16 protein-coding genes and 1 pseudogene are annotated in these 13804 nt (G+C 54.8%); 12 read left to right on the forward strand and 5 right to left on the reverse strand.

What is annotated here, in order from left to right:
* Positions 1 to 17: 17 nt before the first annotated feature.
* Complete coding sequence (locus IT895_RS07145; RefSeq protein ID WP_066317341.1) at positions 18 to 377, reverse strand: hypothetical protein; 360 nt, start codon at positions 375 to 377, stop codon at positions 18 to 20.
* 271 nt (positions 378 to 648) lie between these two features.
* Positions 649 to 1056: a CBS domain-containing protein gene (locus IT895_RS07150; RefSeq protein ID WP_066317336.1), complete on the reverse strand. Its 408-nt coding sequence runs from the start codon at positions 1054 to 1056 to the stop codon at positions 649 to 651.
* A gap of 223 nt (positions 1057 to 1279) precedes the next feature.
* On the opposite strand from IT895_RS07150, the gene IT895_RS07155 reads away from it, so the two are divergent.
* The 7 genes from IT895_RS07155 (at position 1280) to IT895_RS07185 (ending at position 7052) form a co-directional block, all read left to right on the forward strand.
* Entirely contained in the window at positions 1280 to 1801 is a 522-nt protein-coding gene (locus IT895_RS07155) for a YqaE/Pmp3 family membrane protein (protein WP_199285113.1), read from the forward strand.
* 117 nt (positions 1802 to 1918) lie between these two features.
* Positions 1919 to 2788: a carboxylate/amino acid/amine transporter gene (locus IT895_RS07160; RefSeq protein ID WP_199285114.1), complete on the forward strand. Its 870-nt coding sequence runs from the start codon at positions 1919 to 1921 to the stop codon at positions 2786 to 2788.
* A gap of 113 nt (positions 2789 to 2901) precedes the next feature.
* Positions 2902 to 3810, forward strand: a complete 909-nt coding sequence (locus tag IT895_RS07165) for an NAD(+) kinase (RefSeq protein WP_066317328.1) — start codon at positions 2902 to 2904, stop codon at positions 3808 to 3810.
* Between the two features lie 2 nt (positions 3811 to 3812).
* Positions 3813 to 4829, forward strand: coding sequence for a metallophosphoesterase (locus IT895_RS07170; RefSeq protein WP_066317325.1), 1017 nt, complete (start codon positions 3813 to 3815; stop codon positions 4827 to 4829).
* Positions 4830 to 5075: 246 nt separating this feature from the next.
* Positions 5076 to 5924 carry a rhomboid family intramembrane serine protease gene (locus IT895_RS07175; protein ID WP_199285115.1) on the forward strand — a complete coding sequence of 283 codons (849 nt, stop codon included), beginning with the start codon at positions 5076 to 5078 and terminating at the stop codon, positions 5922 to 5924.
* Between the two features lie 14 nt (positions 5925 to 5938).
* A complete protein-coding gene (locus IT895_RS07180) occupies positions 5939 to 6223 on the forward strand; it encodes a YeaC family protein (RefSeq protein ID WP_199285116.1) in 285 nt (94 codons plus the stop codon).
* A complete protein-coding gene (locus tag IT895_RS07185; RefSeq protein ID WP_233337390.1) occupies positions 6207 to 7052 on the forward strand; it encodes a DUF2797 domain-containing protein in 846 nt (281 codons plus the stop codon). Before IT895_RS07180 ends, IT895_RS07185 begins: the two co-directional genes overlap by 17 nt.
* Before the next feature lie 6 nt (positions 7053 to 7058).
* Here the strand turns inward: IT895_RS07185 and IT895_RS07190 are convergent, their stop codons facing one another.
* A complete protein-coding gene (locus tag IT895_RS07190) occupies positions 7059 to 7364 on the reverse strand; it encodes a winged helix-turn-helix domain-containing protein (protein WP_066317317.1) in 306 nt (101 codons plus the stop codon).
* Positions 7365 to 7405: 41 nt separating this feature from the next.
* Positions 7406 to 8491, reverse strand: a complete 1086-nt coding sequence (locus IT895_RS07195) for a PA0069 family radical SAM protein (protein WP_199285117.1) — start codon at positions 8489 to 8491, stop codon at positions 7406 to 7408.
* Positions 8492 to 8584: 93 nt separating this feature from the next.
* Between IT895_RS07195 and IT895_RS07200 the strand changes: the two are divergent.
* The 3 genes and pseudogenes from IT895_RS07200 to dhiA all read left to right on the forward strand — a co-directional run.
* Positions 8585 to 8705 (forward strand): annotated as a pseudogene (locus IT895_RS07200) (DinB family protein); the annotation flags it as partial.
* Positions 8706 to 8771: 66 nt separating this feature from the next.
* Positions 8772 to 9041: a type II toxin-antitoxin system toxin DhiT gene (gene dhiT, locus IT895_RS07205; protein ID WP_066317314.1), complete on the forward strand. Its 270-nt coding sequence runs from the start codon at positions 8772 to 8774 to the stop codon at positions 9039 to 9041.
* Positions 9035 to 9556 carry a type II toxin-antitoxin system antitoxin DhiA gene (gene dhiA, locus IT895_RS07210; RefSeq protein WP_066317313.1) on the forward strand — a complete coding sequence of 174 codons (522 nt, stop codon included), beginning with the start codon at positions 9035 to 9037 and terminating at the stop codon, positions 9554 to 9556. Before dhiT ends, dhiA begins: the two co-directional genes overlap by 7 nt.
* 219 nt (positions 9557 to 9775) lie before the next feature.
* On the opposite strand, the gene pgi is transcribed toward dhiA, so the two are convergent.
* Complete coding sequence (pgi, locus tag IT895_RS07215; protein WP_199285118.1) at positions 9776 to 11443, reverse strand: glucose-6-phosphate isomerase; 1668 nt, start codon at positions 11441 to 11443, stop codon at positions 9776 to 9778.
* Positions 11444 to 12028: 585 nt separating this feature from the next.
* Between pgi and IT895_RS07220 the strand changes: the two genes are divergently transcribed.
* Entirely contained in the window at positions 12029 to 12859 is an 831-nt protein-coding gene (locus IT895_RS07220) for a transketolase (RefSeq protein WP_199285119.1), read from the forward strand.
* A gap of 2 nt (positions 12860 to 12861) precedes the next feature.
* Positions 12862 to 13800, forward strand: coding sequence for a transketolase family protein (locus tag IT895_RS07225; protein ID WP_199285120.1), 939 nt, complete (start codon positions 12862 to 12864; stop codon positions 13798 to 13800).
* The last annotated feature ends 4 nt before the right edge of the window (positions 13801 to 13804 follow it).

A 13804-nucleotide genomic window follows, 5' to 3' on the forward strand; every position in this document is an offset into this window, starting at 1 on the left:
CTCCGTCGCCACCTGCGTTAATGTGCATGGAGTTCGGTGTGGGCCGCCAAATGGTCACGCAGGGCTTTCAGCTCCGCTTGACCTTCTGCGTTAAGCAGAGGCTTTCCCTGAGCCAGCTGCCAGCGCCTACCATGTTGGTCCATCAAGTGGGATGCCCGCCTCCGCACCCCCTCCAGGTACTCGTCATGCCGGATGGGGTAGCCGATCAGGGCGTTCCATTCCGTCTCGCTCACCTGGCTGGCCAGCGCTTTGTCAAAAAGTGCCAGCAGATCTTTCGGCTCGGTGCGGTACCTTGGCGTGCGTGAGGTCAGCAACACGGCGACGACACTGCCAATCACCAGAAAACACACCCCGAATACCAAAAGATAAAGTGCCATGCAGTACTCCCTTGGGGGTTGAGTGCGAAATGTCGATACAGACCATTATACCGTTCACATTTTTTGAAACGAAAATTTTGCAGATTGCCGAACTTTTTCAGAAAAGCGTGTCTGAGTAAGTACAGACAACGTAGTGATAGCAGTCGCTAATGGTGTTGTCTCGCTATTGTTTTGATCCCTTGCTTCCGCTGCTCCATGAGCAGCGGTTTTTTTTGCCTGACGTTCATGACGTCACGGCGGCCTGCTTTCGCAATGTTTGGCGACAGCCTCCTTAGTGGCGGCGAATGGTTAGCAAGGCGACAAGGATATCCCGCCGTGTGACAATCCCAACCAGGCGGCGTTGTTCAACCACCGGATATATTTTGGGCTTTGCGCCCAGCATTTCCTGAGCCAGATCGGTAATGCTTTTCACCGGAGTAACGCTGAGCACTTCGTTGCGCATCAATTCTCTAACCAGGGGGGCCTCGTCGTCATGATACACGCTGTCGAGAACGCGGCCCAACACATCCTGTTCCGAGATAAAGCCGATCAGATTGTCATGCCGGTCGACCACCGGCGCCCCTGGCAGTCGGTGCAGTGCGAGCCCCTGGGCCAACGTGGTGATCGACATTTCCGGCGAAACACGATAGCAATCGCGAGACATGATATCGCGTACTGTGTGAGGCGTGGGTTTTGACATTGTGGTTCTCCTTTTGCGTGAGCATGGCGAACGTTTAGTTAACCGTCACTCCATTCACTTTAGAAGATTTACATACAGATGCGATGATCATCCCGCTGGAGCATTCAACGCTTTAAAAGCGCTTGTAAAGGGCCGGGGGCGTCGCAATTGTTATTCTTATCTGGTCGAATAACCCAAGGGGCTGGCCGCAACAGACCCCAATGACTTGGCGTGAGGAAACATTATGGACGCACGTGAATATTTGAATCGCAAAGGGGTGCCGCTGGACCGTGATGCCGACCGCCCCAACACGCTGGAAGAGAAATCCTGGGAGCGTGCGCGTGAAGCCGGGCATCAACCCCCCAAGGTGGGAACACCCCACGATTGGGAAGAGTGGGAGCGCTATCACGATGATCTGGCGCACGACGCTGACGCTCTGACGCAAAAAATCGACAAGGAAGCACACCGCAAGACGAAGGTTAACGAGTCCACCAAGGCTGAAGCGACGCCCGCTGTTGATAAAAGCGTTGAATATTACACCCCTGAAAAACCGTCTGTTAACGAATCGGCGACGCAGCCACCGCCGCTGAGAGACATGCCTTCATCGGTGAAGGCCGCGTACTATGCATTGGCTGTGCTATTCCCGCCATTGGCGGTAGCGCTGACGGATGGGGGCGCGCGACGCGTCGCCATTACGACCTTACTGACGCTATGCGTCTGGCTACCTGGAGTCGTTTTTGCTTTTGTCTGGCTTCGCCGACAATAAGGCGCGCCAATTCCCAGGCAGGTCAACATTCAAGCGATGTTTTTGCCTACCAGCCATTGGCATTGACGAAACGCTACGTATAATCCATGTCAACTTTTATAATGTCTGGGGTTTACAATGGCGTATCTCGTCGGTGTCACCGCGCTGTGGGCGTTCTCTTTCTCGCTGATTGGCGTTTATCTGGCGGGCCAGGTGGACAGCTATTTTGCGGTCCTCCTCCGGGTAGGGCTTGCCGCCCTGGTGTTCTTGCCGTTCCTGCGGCCGAGCCTGTTAAAAGGCAAGCAGCGTTTGGCGCTGATGGCGCTGGGCGCCATTCAGCTTGGCATTATGTACACCTTCTTCTATCAGTCATTTATATTGCTGTCGGTGCCCGAAGTTCTACTGTTCACTATCTTCACGCCCATTTATATCGCACTGCTGGATGACCTGCTGTTTGGGCGGTTTACGCCGATCTACCTGTTAAGCGCTGGCTTGGCTGTGCTGGGCGCGGCGGTTATCCGCTACGATGGGGTGGATAGTGGTTTTTGGGCAGGCTTTTTAGTCGTTCAGGGGGCCAATCTGTGTTTTGCCATTGGCCAGGTAGGCTACCGGCGTCTAGCGGCTGACCTGCCCGCAGACTTGCCCTGGCACAATGTATTTGGCTGGTTTTTTATCGGCGCCATGGTGATTGCGCTGCCGGTCTTCCTGCTGTTCGGTAATAGCGCCGCCTTGCCAACAACCGGTGTGCAGTGGGGCGTGTTGGCCTGGCTTGGACTGGTCGCTTCGGGCGTGGGGTATTTTGCCTGGAACCAGGGGGCTATCCGGGTCGATGCAGGTACGCTTGCGGTCATGAACAACGCGCTGGTACCCGCAGGGCTGGCCGTCAACCTGTTGATCTGGAACCGTGAGGCCGATGTGGCTCGGCTGCTGCTCGGCGCGGGCATTATGGCGGCGTCCCTTTGGTTGAATCATTGGTGGCTGCAACGTCAGCAGGCACACCCTGCCTAGGGCCGGTTGACGTTTCACTCACGTAAGTCCATTTGCCCGCGCTGCCTGCTCTGGCCATAATGGACTGATATTACTTGAGTCGACCCACGACCCATCATGTTCAGGAAGCTGCTGTGCCATCGAATACACCCAAGGAGTCAGGGCGGCCATTTAGTACCATCGGGCTAATTGGCCGCCTGGGCAGCGATAAAGTCGTCGACTCGCTGCAGCGCTTAGTCAATTACCTGGTTGAGCATCGCTACCGCGTACTGGTCGAAGATCGCACCGCAACGGTGATCCCCCACCATGGTCAGCCCGAGGCCAGTCGTCGAGCCCTGGGGGAGATGTGTGACCTGGTGATTGTGGTCGGTGGTGATGGCAGCCTGTTAGGCGCGGCCCGAACTCTTTGCCATAGCGGGACGCTGATTTTAGGCGTTAATCGAGGTCGCTTGGGCTTTCTGACCGACATCTCGCCGGATGAGCTGGAAAGCCGCGTTAGCGAAGTGCTGGCCGGTGAGTTCGAACGCGAGGAACGCTTTCTGCTGGATATGGCGCTATATCGCAACGGTGTCATGGTGGGGTCGGGTGAAGCGCTCAATGAAGTCGTCGTCCATCCTGGCAAAGCGGTGCGCATGATCGAGTTCGAACTGTTCATTGATGGCCAGTTCGTTTACAGCCAGCGAAGCGACGGGCTGATTATCGCCACGCCCACGGGCTCTACGGCTTACGCCTTATCCGGCGGTGGACCGATCATGCACCCCAAGCTGGATGTGATTACTCTGGTGCCGATGTTCCCGCATACGCTTTCAAGCCGCCCCATTGTCATCGATGCGGCCAGCGAGATCCGCCTGCACATCGGTGAGACCAACCTGTCCTACCCCCACGTCAGCTGCGATGGGCAAACACGCTCGGTCGCCAAACCGGATGATGTGGTGGTCATTACGCGCAAGCCAGAACGCGTCCAACTGGTGCATCCCATTGGGCATAATTTCTACGAGGTGCTGCGCAGCAAACTCGGCTGGAGCAACCGGTTGGGAGACTGAAGATGGCCCACCAAATCGCCACCAAGTCGGTGTTTGAAGGCTACGATCTGATTGGGGATGTGCACGGGTGCGGGGCCACGCTCGCGGCGCTCCTCGAAAAGCTCGGCTATCGCCAGCGCAGTGGTGTCTATCGCCATCCGCGCCGCCGGGTGATCTTTCTTGGTGATCTTATCGACCGGGGGCCGCGCATCCGGCTTGCTGTGACGATCGCCCGGCGTATGGTCGAGTCGGGCGAGGCCCAGATTGTCATGGGCAACCATGAATATAACGCCTTGGCGTATACCCACCCGGCACCGCCGAATAGCCAACAGCGCTGGTTACGCGAGCACACACCGCGTCACAACCGGATTATTCAGGATACGCTGGAACAGTACCGCGACCACACCAATGAATGGGAAGACACGCTGGCGTGGTTTAAAACGCTGCCGTTGTTTCTCGAGCAGGATGGCTTGCGGGTGGTCCATGCCTGCTGGGACCACCAGCTGATTGCGCAATTCAAGCAGGATTACCCGGATGGCTGCCTGGATGACGATTTTCTGGTCGCGTCTACCGATCCATCGACCCAGGCATTTCAGATTCTGGATCGCCTGACGCGGGGCAGTCATCTACCGCTTCCCGACAATGTTGCCATTCATTCGGGTGATGGGTTTACGCGGCGCAGTTTCCGCACTCATTTCTGGGCAGCATCGCCGCAGTGCTGGGGCGATGTCGCCTTCCAGCCTGATAACTTACCCGGCGATCTAGAGCAGCGACCGCTCAGCCAAAAAGAACGCGAGACACTAAGTTATTATGGCCCTGACGAGCCGCCCTTGTTTGTCGGCCATTACTGGTGTGAAGGCATTCCTGCGTTGCCCACGGCGAACATTGCCTGTCTTGATTACAGTGCGGTGAAGTATGGCCGTCTGGTTGCCTATCGCTGGAATGGGGAACAAAACTTGAATGCCGATCAGTTTGTCTGGATTCGGGTTGCTAGAGAAGAGCAGAGTGTTTTAAACACCGTGCAGGATGACGATGATTGATCCGAATTGTTAATGTTACATTAATTTACATAATTTTTGCAAAACATATGAACTAACGTTGTCGCTGCTCGTCAGAATAGGTGTTCCCTTGAATGATCCCTTGCTATTTACCCGGCGGCCCCCCCCGCCGGTTTTTTTTGTGGAAATAATAACCACTGTCTTGTCACGCCCCGGCGTGTTCTATCAAATGGTTGCCAAGCTTGGCGTTTGTATGAAAAGCCTATGTCGTTACCATGAAGGAAGCCTATGCACCCCGTAATGCGTTTACCCCCTGAAGCGGATACCCAGGCACTTCGCAAAGCGCTTTGGCGTTATCGCATAGGGCACCGGATTACCGCTGAAGGCGATGCCCTGGTGCTCTGGGTCGCCGATCCAGATCAGCGTGAAGCACTTCTCGCGCTGGTAGCCCGCTGGCAGAAGGGCGAGCCCCTTGAATTAGCTGAGCAGGTCTCAAAGGCGGATTCCCCGGGGGTGTTCCCAACGCTAAAGCAGTTGCCGGTTACCGTGGCCATGGTGGTAGTGAGCCTGGTTGTGTTTGTATTGTTGGGTCAGTTCTACGGGCAAATTATGTCTGTCCTAAGCATTATTCCTACAACTTTTATAGGTAGGGATCTAGTTTCCTTCGGGTCACTGACGGAGACGCTAACCAGCGGCCAGATATGGCGTCTGCTGTCGCCAGCTTTTTTGCATTTTGGCTGGATGCACCTGATCTTCAACCTGATGTGGGTCTGGTATTTCGGGCGTCAGGTCGAAGCATTTCAGGGCGGACGGACGCTGCTCCTGCTACTGGTCGTCGCAGGGGTACTGGCGAACCTGGCGCAGTACGCGGCTGGCACCGTGCTGTTCGGTGGCATGTCGGGTGTCGTTTATGCCTTGCTGGGGCATGTGTGGCTGATGTCGCGTCGGGTGCCGGGAAGCGGCTTTTTTGTACCGCAAATGCTCGTCGTGTTCATGCTGGGCTGGATGGTCTTTACCATGACCGACATGGCCGGACTGGTAGGCTTTGGCAATGTTGCCAACGAGGCGCATCTTGGCGGGCTGATCGTCGGCCTGGTTACAGGCTGGTATTATAGTGCGCGGCGTTTACGGTCTTAACTGAGGAGTTTGGCATGAGCGATATGACCTTCGATAAAATGATCAACCAGATGACCCCGGCGATCTATGAGAGCCTCAAGCAGGCCGTATCGCTGCGCAAGTGGCCCGATGGTCGCTACCTCACTGCCGAGCAGACCGAATTGTGTCTTGAAGCCGTGATGCGCTATGAGGTGGAAAACAACGTGCCCGAAGCGAACCGCGTCGGGTATCTGGAACAGCGCACCTGCGGTGCTGGCGCCACGGGGCAGGGCGTTTCACCGGAAATGGTCGGCCTTGCCAAGGATGCGTCGCGTGACTGATGGCTTAGTGCAGGGCTGCTTGCGGAAAATGGCGGTGGAACCGGGTTCGACCCAGGCGCAACCCGTCAGCTATCAGCTGCGCGCGGGTGAGCATCGTATTGATTTGAACGCACGGTTGGGATCGCCGTTAAAGCTGAGTTGGAGCGGCGCTATCGCCTGCACCCATTGCGGTCGTGCAACCAAAAAAAGCTTTGCCCAGGGCTACTGCTACCCCTGCTTCAAGCGCCTGGCCCAGTGCGATACCTGCATCATGAAGCCGGAAACGTGCCATTACTATCAGGGTACCTGCCGCGACCCCGCATGGGCGGAGCAGCATTGCTTTCAGCCGCATATTGTTTACCTGGCCAACTCGTCGGGGTTGAAAGTAGGGATTACCCGTAAAACGCAAATGCCCACCCGCTGGTTGGACCAGGGGGCGATACAGGCCTTGCCGATTATCGAGGTCGATACCCGCCAGCAATCAGGCTTTGTGGAGATGCTGTTCAAGGAGCATGTTGGTGACCGCACCAACTGGCGGGCCATGCTCAAAGGCGAGGTGGCGGAGCTTGATCTGAAAGCCGAACGCGATCGCCTGATGGCCGCAACCGCCAGCGGCCTTGGGCAACTGAAAAGCGAACACGGGGAGGACGCCATTCGCGAGCTGGATGGTCAACACCATGCCTTTCACTATCCAGTTGCGGCCTTCCCGCGCAAAATCGTGTCGCATAACTTTGATAAGCAGCCCGAAGTCAGCGGCATTTTGCAAGGCATCAAAGGCCAATACTTGATGCTGGATACCGGCGTGATCAATCTGCGTAAGTTTACCGGTTACGAGGTAAGCGTTGCTTAATACCGCTTAGGCGTTACCGTAGCCCAGTGCCTTTTGCAGGTACTGGGCGTGACTTGCCACCCAGTGTGGGTCAATCGCCCCCCAATCGCGTATCTGATAGCGGCCGATGTTGTGCCGCTCGCCTTCATCCTTTTCGAACACACATTCGATATCCAATTCGGCAAGCGAGGTAATGGTGTCTTGCGCGGTGCGCCTTGGCATGCCTGTCGCCTCGATCAAGGCGGGGACGCTGGCAGCGCCCTGGTCAATCAGGTACGCCACATAAAGGCGGCGGTAAAAGCTCGATTTGGTTTTGCTTAACGGCGCGGGCATGGCGCATCCTTTTATGGGGGTCGACAGTAACGCCGCCCAGTCTAATAGAATAAATCCCCTTGCGCGCGCGGCGGGCGGAAATCGCGGGTATTCAATCCCTGCTCGGTGCGGGACTGCAATTTCCACTGGCGACTGGCACGATTGAACCGCTGGCCAATCATTTCGGCAAACACCCCTTCACCGCGGAAACGCTTGCCAAAGCGGGCGTCGTAATCCTTTCCGCCGCGGCACTGGCGAATCAAGCTCATCACTTTGGCTGCCCGTTCAGGGTAGTGGGCTTCCAGCCATGCCTCGAACAGTGGCGCCACTTCATGGGGCAGTCGCAACAGCATCCAGGTGGCGGTGCGCGCCCCCGCTCGGCTGGCGGCTTCAAGAATCCGCTCGATCTCATGGTCGGTCAGCCCAGGGATGATCGGCGAAACCAGGGTGCCCACAGGAATCCCCGCCGTATTCAGCTCGCGGATGACTTTCAGGCGGGCTTGAGGCGACGCCGTGCGCGGCTCGAGGGTGCGTTTCAGGTTGGCATCCAGGCTGGTAAGGCTGATAAACACTCGCACCAGGCGGTGTTCGGCCATTTCCGAAAGTAGCTCCAGGTCTCTCAGTATCAGGCTGCTTTTGGTCACGATGGTGACCGGATGCCGACATTCCAATAACAACTCAAGCAAGCGGCGGGTGGTTTGGTGTTTTGCCTCAAGTGGCTGGTAACAGTCGGTATTGCCGGAAAGGTTAATCGGACGGCATACGTAATTAGGGTGGCACAGCTCGTCGGTTAACCGCTCCACCAAACCGCTGCGGGCAATCAGCCTGGTTTCAAAATCCAGCCCTGGCGATAAATCCCAGTAGGCATGGGAGGGGCGGGCATAGCAGTAAACGCAGCCGTGCTCACAGCCGCGATAAGGATTCAGTGAGCGATCAAACGGCAAATCCGGCGAGGTGTTCCACGACAGGGCGCTTTTACTCACCTCTTCGCGTACCTCGGTGGCGATGGAGGTGGATGCTTCCTCCCGCCACCAGCCATCGTCTTCCGCAACGCTTTGGGTGGGCGCAAAGCGGTTATGCGGGTCGTACGTCGCTCCACGCCCTTTGCGTACAGAGGAGCCGCCATCAGCGTAATGAAAAGACGTCATCTGCCACCCCCGTTAATATATGGTTATATATACAGTATATGGCGTTTGTAAAAAGACGCAAGGCGAGGGAAAAGGGCTTAAGTGCTAAATTTTTACTTCTTCAATCACCAAACCCATCACCGAGGGCAGGTGGCCACCTTAATTCTCTCAAGCCGGTGTGGATATTGGCGTTACCGCTCTGCTGGCGATGATTCCGGATGAGATGGAAAAATGATGGTTATTTTGTCTCTTTCAGGATACGGTGCTATTCTATCTTCAGGGTGCCATTCAAGGAGGGGGCATGCCAGAGATTGATGCTCTGCTCGGGCTTTCATTTTGTATGTATTTTTTTGATAACAAGCAGCACAAGCTTCCTCACCTGCACGTCAAATATGGTGGCTATGAACTGATAATCGCAATTGAGTCAGGTGAGTGCTTGGAGGGATATCTGCCCAATAAGCATCGTAAGCGGGCAGAAAACCACATTGCTGAGCATCGGGAGCAGCTAATGCATATGTGGCAGAAAGCAGTCAATGGTGAAAACCCAGGCAAATTAGGTGACATATGTTAAAAATCATTGATGTGGACTTGGTTGGGTCATATACGCTTGAACTGGTTTTTAGCGATGGTTTTCATGGCGTTGCTGATCTATCAGGCTATTTTAGCAAGGCTCCTTTTTCAGGGATTAAAGACTTCCAAAAGTTCTCACTAACCGCGGCTGGGTCGCTCAACTGGGGTGGCAATGAGCTTTCTGCGAGCACCCTGCGTGCAGTGACAAAAGGCGTGCAGAAAACAGCAGCCACTCACTTCAATGTGCAGGAAATGGAAGACGTTATTAAGCAAGCCTCATGGGACTCTATGCAGGAAGGGCGTCCCGACATTTTACAGGCTGCTATTCGTTCCTACGTGGAGCAGTTCGGGCATAGCCAGGTCATTGCCAAAGCAGGTATCAAAAGCCGTACCAGCGCCTATCGTTCTCTAAAGCCACAAACCACCCCCAATTTCGCCACCTTGGTTCAACTGGGGCATGCGGTCATCGAATTAGCAAAAGAGAATGTCAGTGAGCGTTCTACAGCACAGCGATAAAACCAGGAAGTTAAATCAGATATTCTAAGAAGAGTAAGTACGCAGGTGGTGGAAGATAAGCCATGAATTGAGCTCAAAGCTGACTGGCCAAAGATCCGGCGGCAGGTAGAGATTGAATAGCGTCGCTACGACCAAGCCAGTCGTCCAATAGCAACAAAAACGCCTTGGCTCTCTAAAGCCAAGGCGTTTCGCGTTATCCAGTACGTGACTCGCTAGCGCTTAGCGCTTTTTCCGCGTGGTTTTTTTATCGTCGTTGGCTTTTGTGGCGCTGTCTTCACTTCTCCCATTGCCGGGGAAGTGCCCGCGCAGCAGCTCCAGCAGTCCCTGGGTCGAGGCGTCGAAGTCGGCGGCGTTGGTGTCGATGCGCTCGCTGATTTCACCGGCGATGCGCTTGCCGAGCTGAACACCCCACTGGTCGAAGGAGTTGATGTTCCAGATAACGCCTTGCACGAACACCTTGTGTTCGTAGAGCGCGATCAGGGCACCCAGGTTTTTCGGCGTCAGCTCGTCCAGCAGCAGGGTGCTGGACGGGCGGTTGCCAGGGCAGCTGTAGGGATCGTGCTGGCTAAGCTCCTTGCTGTCTCCCTGGCTGCCTTCCATAAAGGCGTTGGCCTGGGCGAGCATGTTGGTGAGCAGCGCGAAGTGGTGGTCTTCGACACCCGGCTCGGGCTTGAGTGAGGCGATAAAGTCGATCGGTACGTAGCGTGTGCCCTGATGCAGCAGTTGGAAGAAAGCGTGCTGACCGTTGGAGCCGGTCTGGCCCCAGACAATCGGGCCGGTCTTGTAATTCACCGGGTGGCCGAAGATATCCACCGACTTGCCGTTGGACTCCATATCCAACTGCTGGAGAAACGAAGGCAACTGGTGCAGGGCCTGGTCGTAGGGCACGATGGCCTGGGTTTCCGCACCAATGAAATTGATATACCAGATGCCAATCAGCGCCATCAGTACCGGCATGTTCTCGGAGAAGGGCGCTTCAATGAAGTGATTATCCATCTCGTGAGCGCCTTCCAGCAGCTCGATGAAGCCCTCAAAGCCAATCGAGAGCGCAATCGGCAGGCCAATGGATGACCACATGGAGTAGCGCCCGCCGACCCAGGCCCAGAACTCGAACACGTTCTCTTCACGAATGCCGAATTCCATCGCGGCCTTGCGATTGGTGGAGGCAGCGATAAAGTGCGCGCCCACATCGGCGTCTTCACCTGCGTTCTCCAGGAACCAGCGCCGCGCCGTCTTGGCGTTGAGCAGGGTTTCCTGGGTAGAGAAGGTCTTGGTTGAGACGATAAACAGCGTGGTGGCCGGGTCGAGACGCGAAAGCACCTTCTGGATATGGGTGCCGTCCACGTTGGAAACGAAGTGGAAATGCAGCTCCGGGTGGCGGTACTTCAATAGCGCACGGACGGCCATGTTGGGGCCCAGGTCCGACCCGCCGATGCCAATGTTGACCACGTCCTTGATGCGTTTGCCGCTATAGCCTTTCCACTCACCGCTACGCACCGCCTCGGAAAACTGCTTGATCTGCTCGCGGGTGCGGGTGATCTCGGGCATTACATCCTTGCCATCGACAAACACCGGCTCGTCGCCCAGGTGGCGCAGCGCGGTGTGAAGTACCGGACGGTCTTCGGTGACGTTGATGATATCGCCCGAGAACATCTGTGCCCGGCGCTGCACCAGAGCGGAGTGGTCGGCCAGCTCGATCAGCTTGGCCTTGACCTCGTCGGATACGTGGTGCTTCGAGTAGTCGAGGAAAAGGCCGCCTACCCGCAGGCTCATTTTTTCAAAGCGCTGCGGGTCATTGGTGAAATAGTCACGAATGCGATCGTTAGCGGTTTTGTCGCGCAGGCGTTCGAGCGCCTGCCACGTCACACTGCGGGTTAACTGAAACATAACGGGCGATCCTGTTATTTAGATCATTATTAATAGATGGGGTCTGCACTGCTAGCCTGTGCTTTAGCTCCCCTTCATTGTAAAAAGCTACATTAAATGTCGAAATTTTCTTATGCATTAATCAAGGCTATATAAAATATCCTTGAGTTGCTTTGGTAAAGAATAGAGCTAATGTTTGTCGAAAAAATCACCATGATGATGTAAGTTGCAAATTATCTGGTATGAATAATTTATAAGACAATCTTTTAATCTAATAGCATATTAAATCCCCTCCCCCCTCGCCTATATACAGTTTTAGCTTTCTTGGCTGGCTTTTGAATATGTATTCAAAAAATATCAGTGAATAAATATTTGAGCCAGCCATTGCTAAGCGCCTACCTACTGGAAAAATGCCATCAAGTTTTTGATATAGGGCTATTTGTTCATTTATAGCACTTAAAACCGCGGAAGGTTCCTGTCCAATATCAGACTAATGTATAAGCTTTGCTCTTTGGATTGCTCTTGACGGTAATCAGTATATGAACAAAGATACCTATAAATCAATATTCAGTAATTGAATATTTATTCATAAGAGGTGTGGCAAAGATGATACGTAAACCATTGGGACCCGATGAACTGGCAGAGCAGTGTTGTCAGATGCGGAAAACCATCATCCAAACCATCGGCAATGCCAATATGGGCCATATCGGTGGTGATCTTTCCGTGATCGATATACTAGGAACCTTGTATTTCAATGTCTTGCAAGTGAATCCTGAGGATCCGATAGCCCCGGATCGTGACCGCTTTATCTTGAGTAAAGGGCATTGTGCGGTCGCTCTCTACACAGCCATGGCTTACGCGGGCTACTTCCCAGTTGAAGAAATGTCGACCTTCGTGCAGCCCCAGTCACGACTCAATGGTCACCCCTGCAACGAGAAGTTGCCCGGTGTTGAAACTAGCACTGGTCCCCTGGGACATGGCCTACCTGTAGGCGTAGGTGCGGCCATCGGTGCCAAAATTCAGAAGAAACCCTGGCAGGTTTACGTGGTCGTTGGCGACGGTGAGATTCAGGAAGGTAGCAACTGGGAAGCCGCGATGACTGCTGCCTACAAAAAACTGGATAACTTAACACTGATTATCGACCGCAATCGTCTCCAGCAGGGTGATCGCACCGATGATGTGACTTCACTAGAGCCTTTGACTGAACGCTTCAAATCCTTTGGTTGGGATTCACTAGAAGTTGATGGCCACGATTATGGTGCGCTGATTGAAGCACTAAAGGCGCCGCGTGTAGAAAGTAAGCCTCGCTGCCTAGTGGCTAATACCTTCAAAGGAAAAGGCGTGTCTTTCATCCAAGATCGGGTTGAGTGGCATCATAAAGTACCGTCGCCGGAACAAGTCGAAGAAGCCCTGAACGAGCTGGAGAGAGGCGTATAACCATGTCGAATGATATTCAACTACACGATTGTCGCAATGCCTTTGCGAAGACCCTTGAGGCACTAGCTGAAGCAGATGAGCGCATCGTTAGTGTCTGTAACGACTCGATCGGCTCAAGCAAGCTAGGCGATTTTCGTAGCAAGTGGCCTGAGCGATTAATCAATGTCGGCATCGCTGAGCAGACCCTGGTCGGTGCAGGCGCGGGCTTGGCTAACTCAGGGTTGGTGCCTTTTGTGTGTGGAGCCTCCTGCTTCCTTACGGGGCGTTCACTTGAGCAAATAAAGGCCGACATCGTCTACTCGAACGCCAACGTCAAACTGTGTGGTATTAGCAGCGGTGTCGCCTATGGCGAACTTGGTCCCACGCACCACTCTATCGAAGATCTTGCTTGGACACGGCCGCTGGCAGGCCTCGATATTTTCGTTCCGGTGGATGACGTGGAAACGGCAGCGGTCATTCGCTATGTCGCTCAAAACGACCATCCGACCTTCGTTCGCCTGAGCCGCATGGGCGTGCCGAGACTGCTGCCCGAGGACTACGAATTTCAGCCTGGTAAGGCTCAAATCCTGCGCGAAGGCAAGGACATCACTTTGATCGGCTGCGGTGTGACCGTTTGCAGGGCCATGGACGCGGCTGAGCAGTTGGCCAGCGAGGGTATCGAGGCGCGGGTGGTTAATTTCCCGAGCATCTCTCCTTTGGATGAAGAGACCATCATACAGTGCGCTCAGGAAACCAAGCATCTGCTGACCATTGAGGAGCACAGTGTGCGCGGTGGTATGGGCAGCGCGATCGCCGAAGTCGTTGTCAGCAAAGCGCCGTGCAAGATGAAATTGCTGGGCTTCCCTGCCTTTGCTCCGACAGGTTCGGCTGAGTGGCTGCTCGACCACTTTGGCATGTCTGTGGGTGGCATCGTGGACTCGGCCAAAGCGCTGCTTAAGTAAGGAG

Source organism: Halomonas sp. A40-4, assembly GCF_015767635.1.
GTDB classification, from domain to species: Bacteria; Pseudomonadota; Gammaproteobacteria; order Pseudomonadales; family Halomonadaceae; genus Vreelandella; species Vreelandella janggokensis.

Excerpts from the sequence above, each read along its gene's own strand:
- IT895_RS07190 (WP_066317317.1), bottom strand. The coding sequence starts at position 7,364 with ATGCCCGCGCCGTTAAGCAAAACCAAATCGAGCTTTTACCGCCGCCTT.
- dhiT (WP_066317314.1), top strand. The coding sequence starts at position 8,772 with ATGCCAGAGATTGATGCTCTGCTCGGGCTTTCATTTTGTATGTATTTT.
- IT895_RS07180 (WP_199285116.1), top strand. The coding sequence starts at position 5,939 with ATGAGCGATATGACCTTCGATAAAATGATCAACCAGATGACCCCGGCG.
- IT895_RS07185 (WP_233337390.1), top strand. The coding sequence starts at position 6,207 with ATGCGTCGCGTGACTGATGGCTTAGTGCAGGGCTGCTTGCGGAAAATG.
- IT895_RS07160 (WP_199285114.1), top strand. The coding sequence starts at position 1,919 with ATGGCGTATCTCGTCGGTGTCACCGCGCTGTGGGCGTTCTCTTTCTCG.
- IT895_RS07195 (WP_199285117.1), bottom strand. The coding sequence starts at position 8,491 with ATGACGTCTTTTCATTACGCTGATGGCGGCTCCTCTGTACGCAAAGGG.
- IT895_RS07225 (WP_199285120.1), top strand. The coding sequence starts at position 12,862 with ATGTCGAATGATATTCAACTACACGATTGTCGCAATGCCTTTGCGAAG.
- IT895_RS07155 (WP_199285113.1), top strand. The coding sequence starts at position 1,280 with ATGGACGCACGTGAATATTTGAATCGCAAAGGGGTGCCGCTGGACCGT.
- IT895_RS07175 (WP_199285115.1), top strand. The coding sequence starts at position 5,076 with ATGCACCCCGTAATGCGTTTACCCCCTGAAGCGGATACCCAGGCACTT.
- IT895_RS07150 (WP_066317336.1), bottom strand. The coding sequence starts at position 1,056 with ATGTCAAAACCCACGCCTCACACAGTACGCGATATCATGTCTCGCGAT.
- IT895_RS07220 (WP_199285119.1), top strand. The coding sequence starts at position 12,029 with ATGATACGTAAACCATTGGGACCCGATGAACTGGCAGAGCAGTGTTGT.
- IT895_RS07170 (WP_066317325.1), top strand. The coding sequence starts at position 3,813 with ATGGCCCACCAAATCGCCACCAAGTCGGTGTTTGAAGGCTACGATCTG.
- IT895_RS07145 (WP_066317341.1), bottom strand. The coding sequence starts at position 377 with ATGGCACTTTATCTTTTGGTATTCGGGGTGTGTTTTCTGGTGATTGGC.
- pgi (WP_199285118.1), bottom strand. The coding sequence starts at position 11,443 with ATGTTTCAGTTAACCCGCAGTGTGACGTGGCAGGCGCTCGAACGCCTG.
- dhiA (WP_066317313.1), top strand. The coding sequence starts at position 9,035 with ATGTTAAAAATCATTGATGTGGACTTGGTTGGGTCATATACGCTTGAA.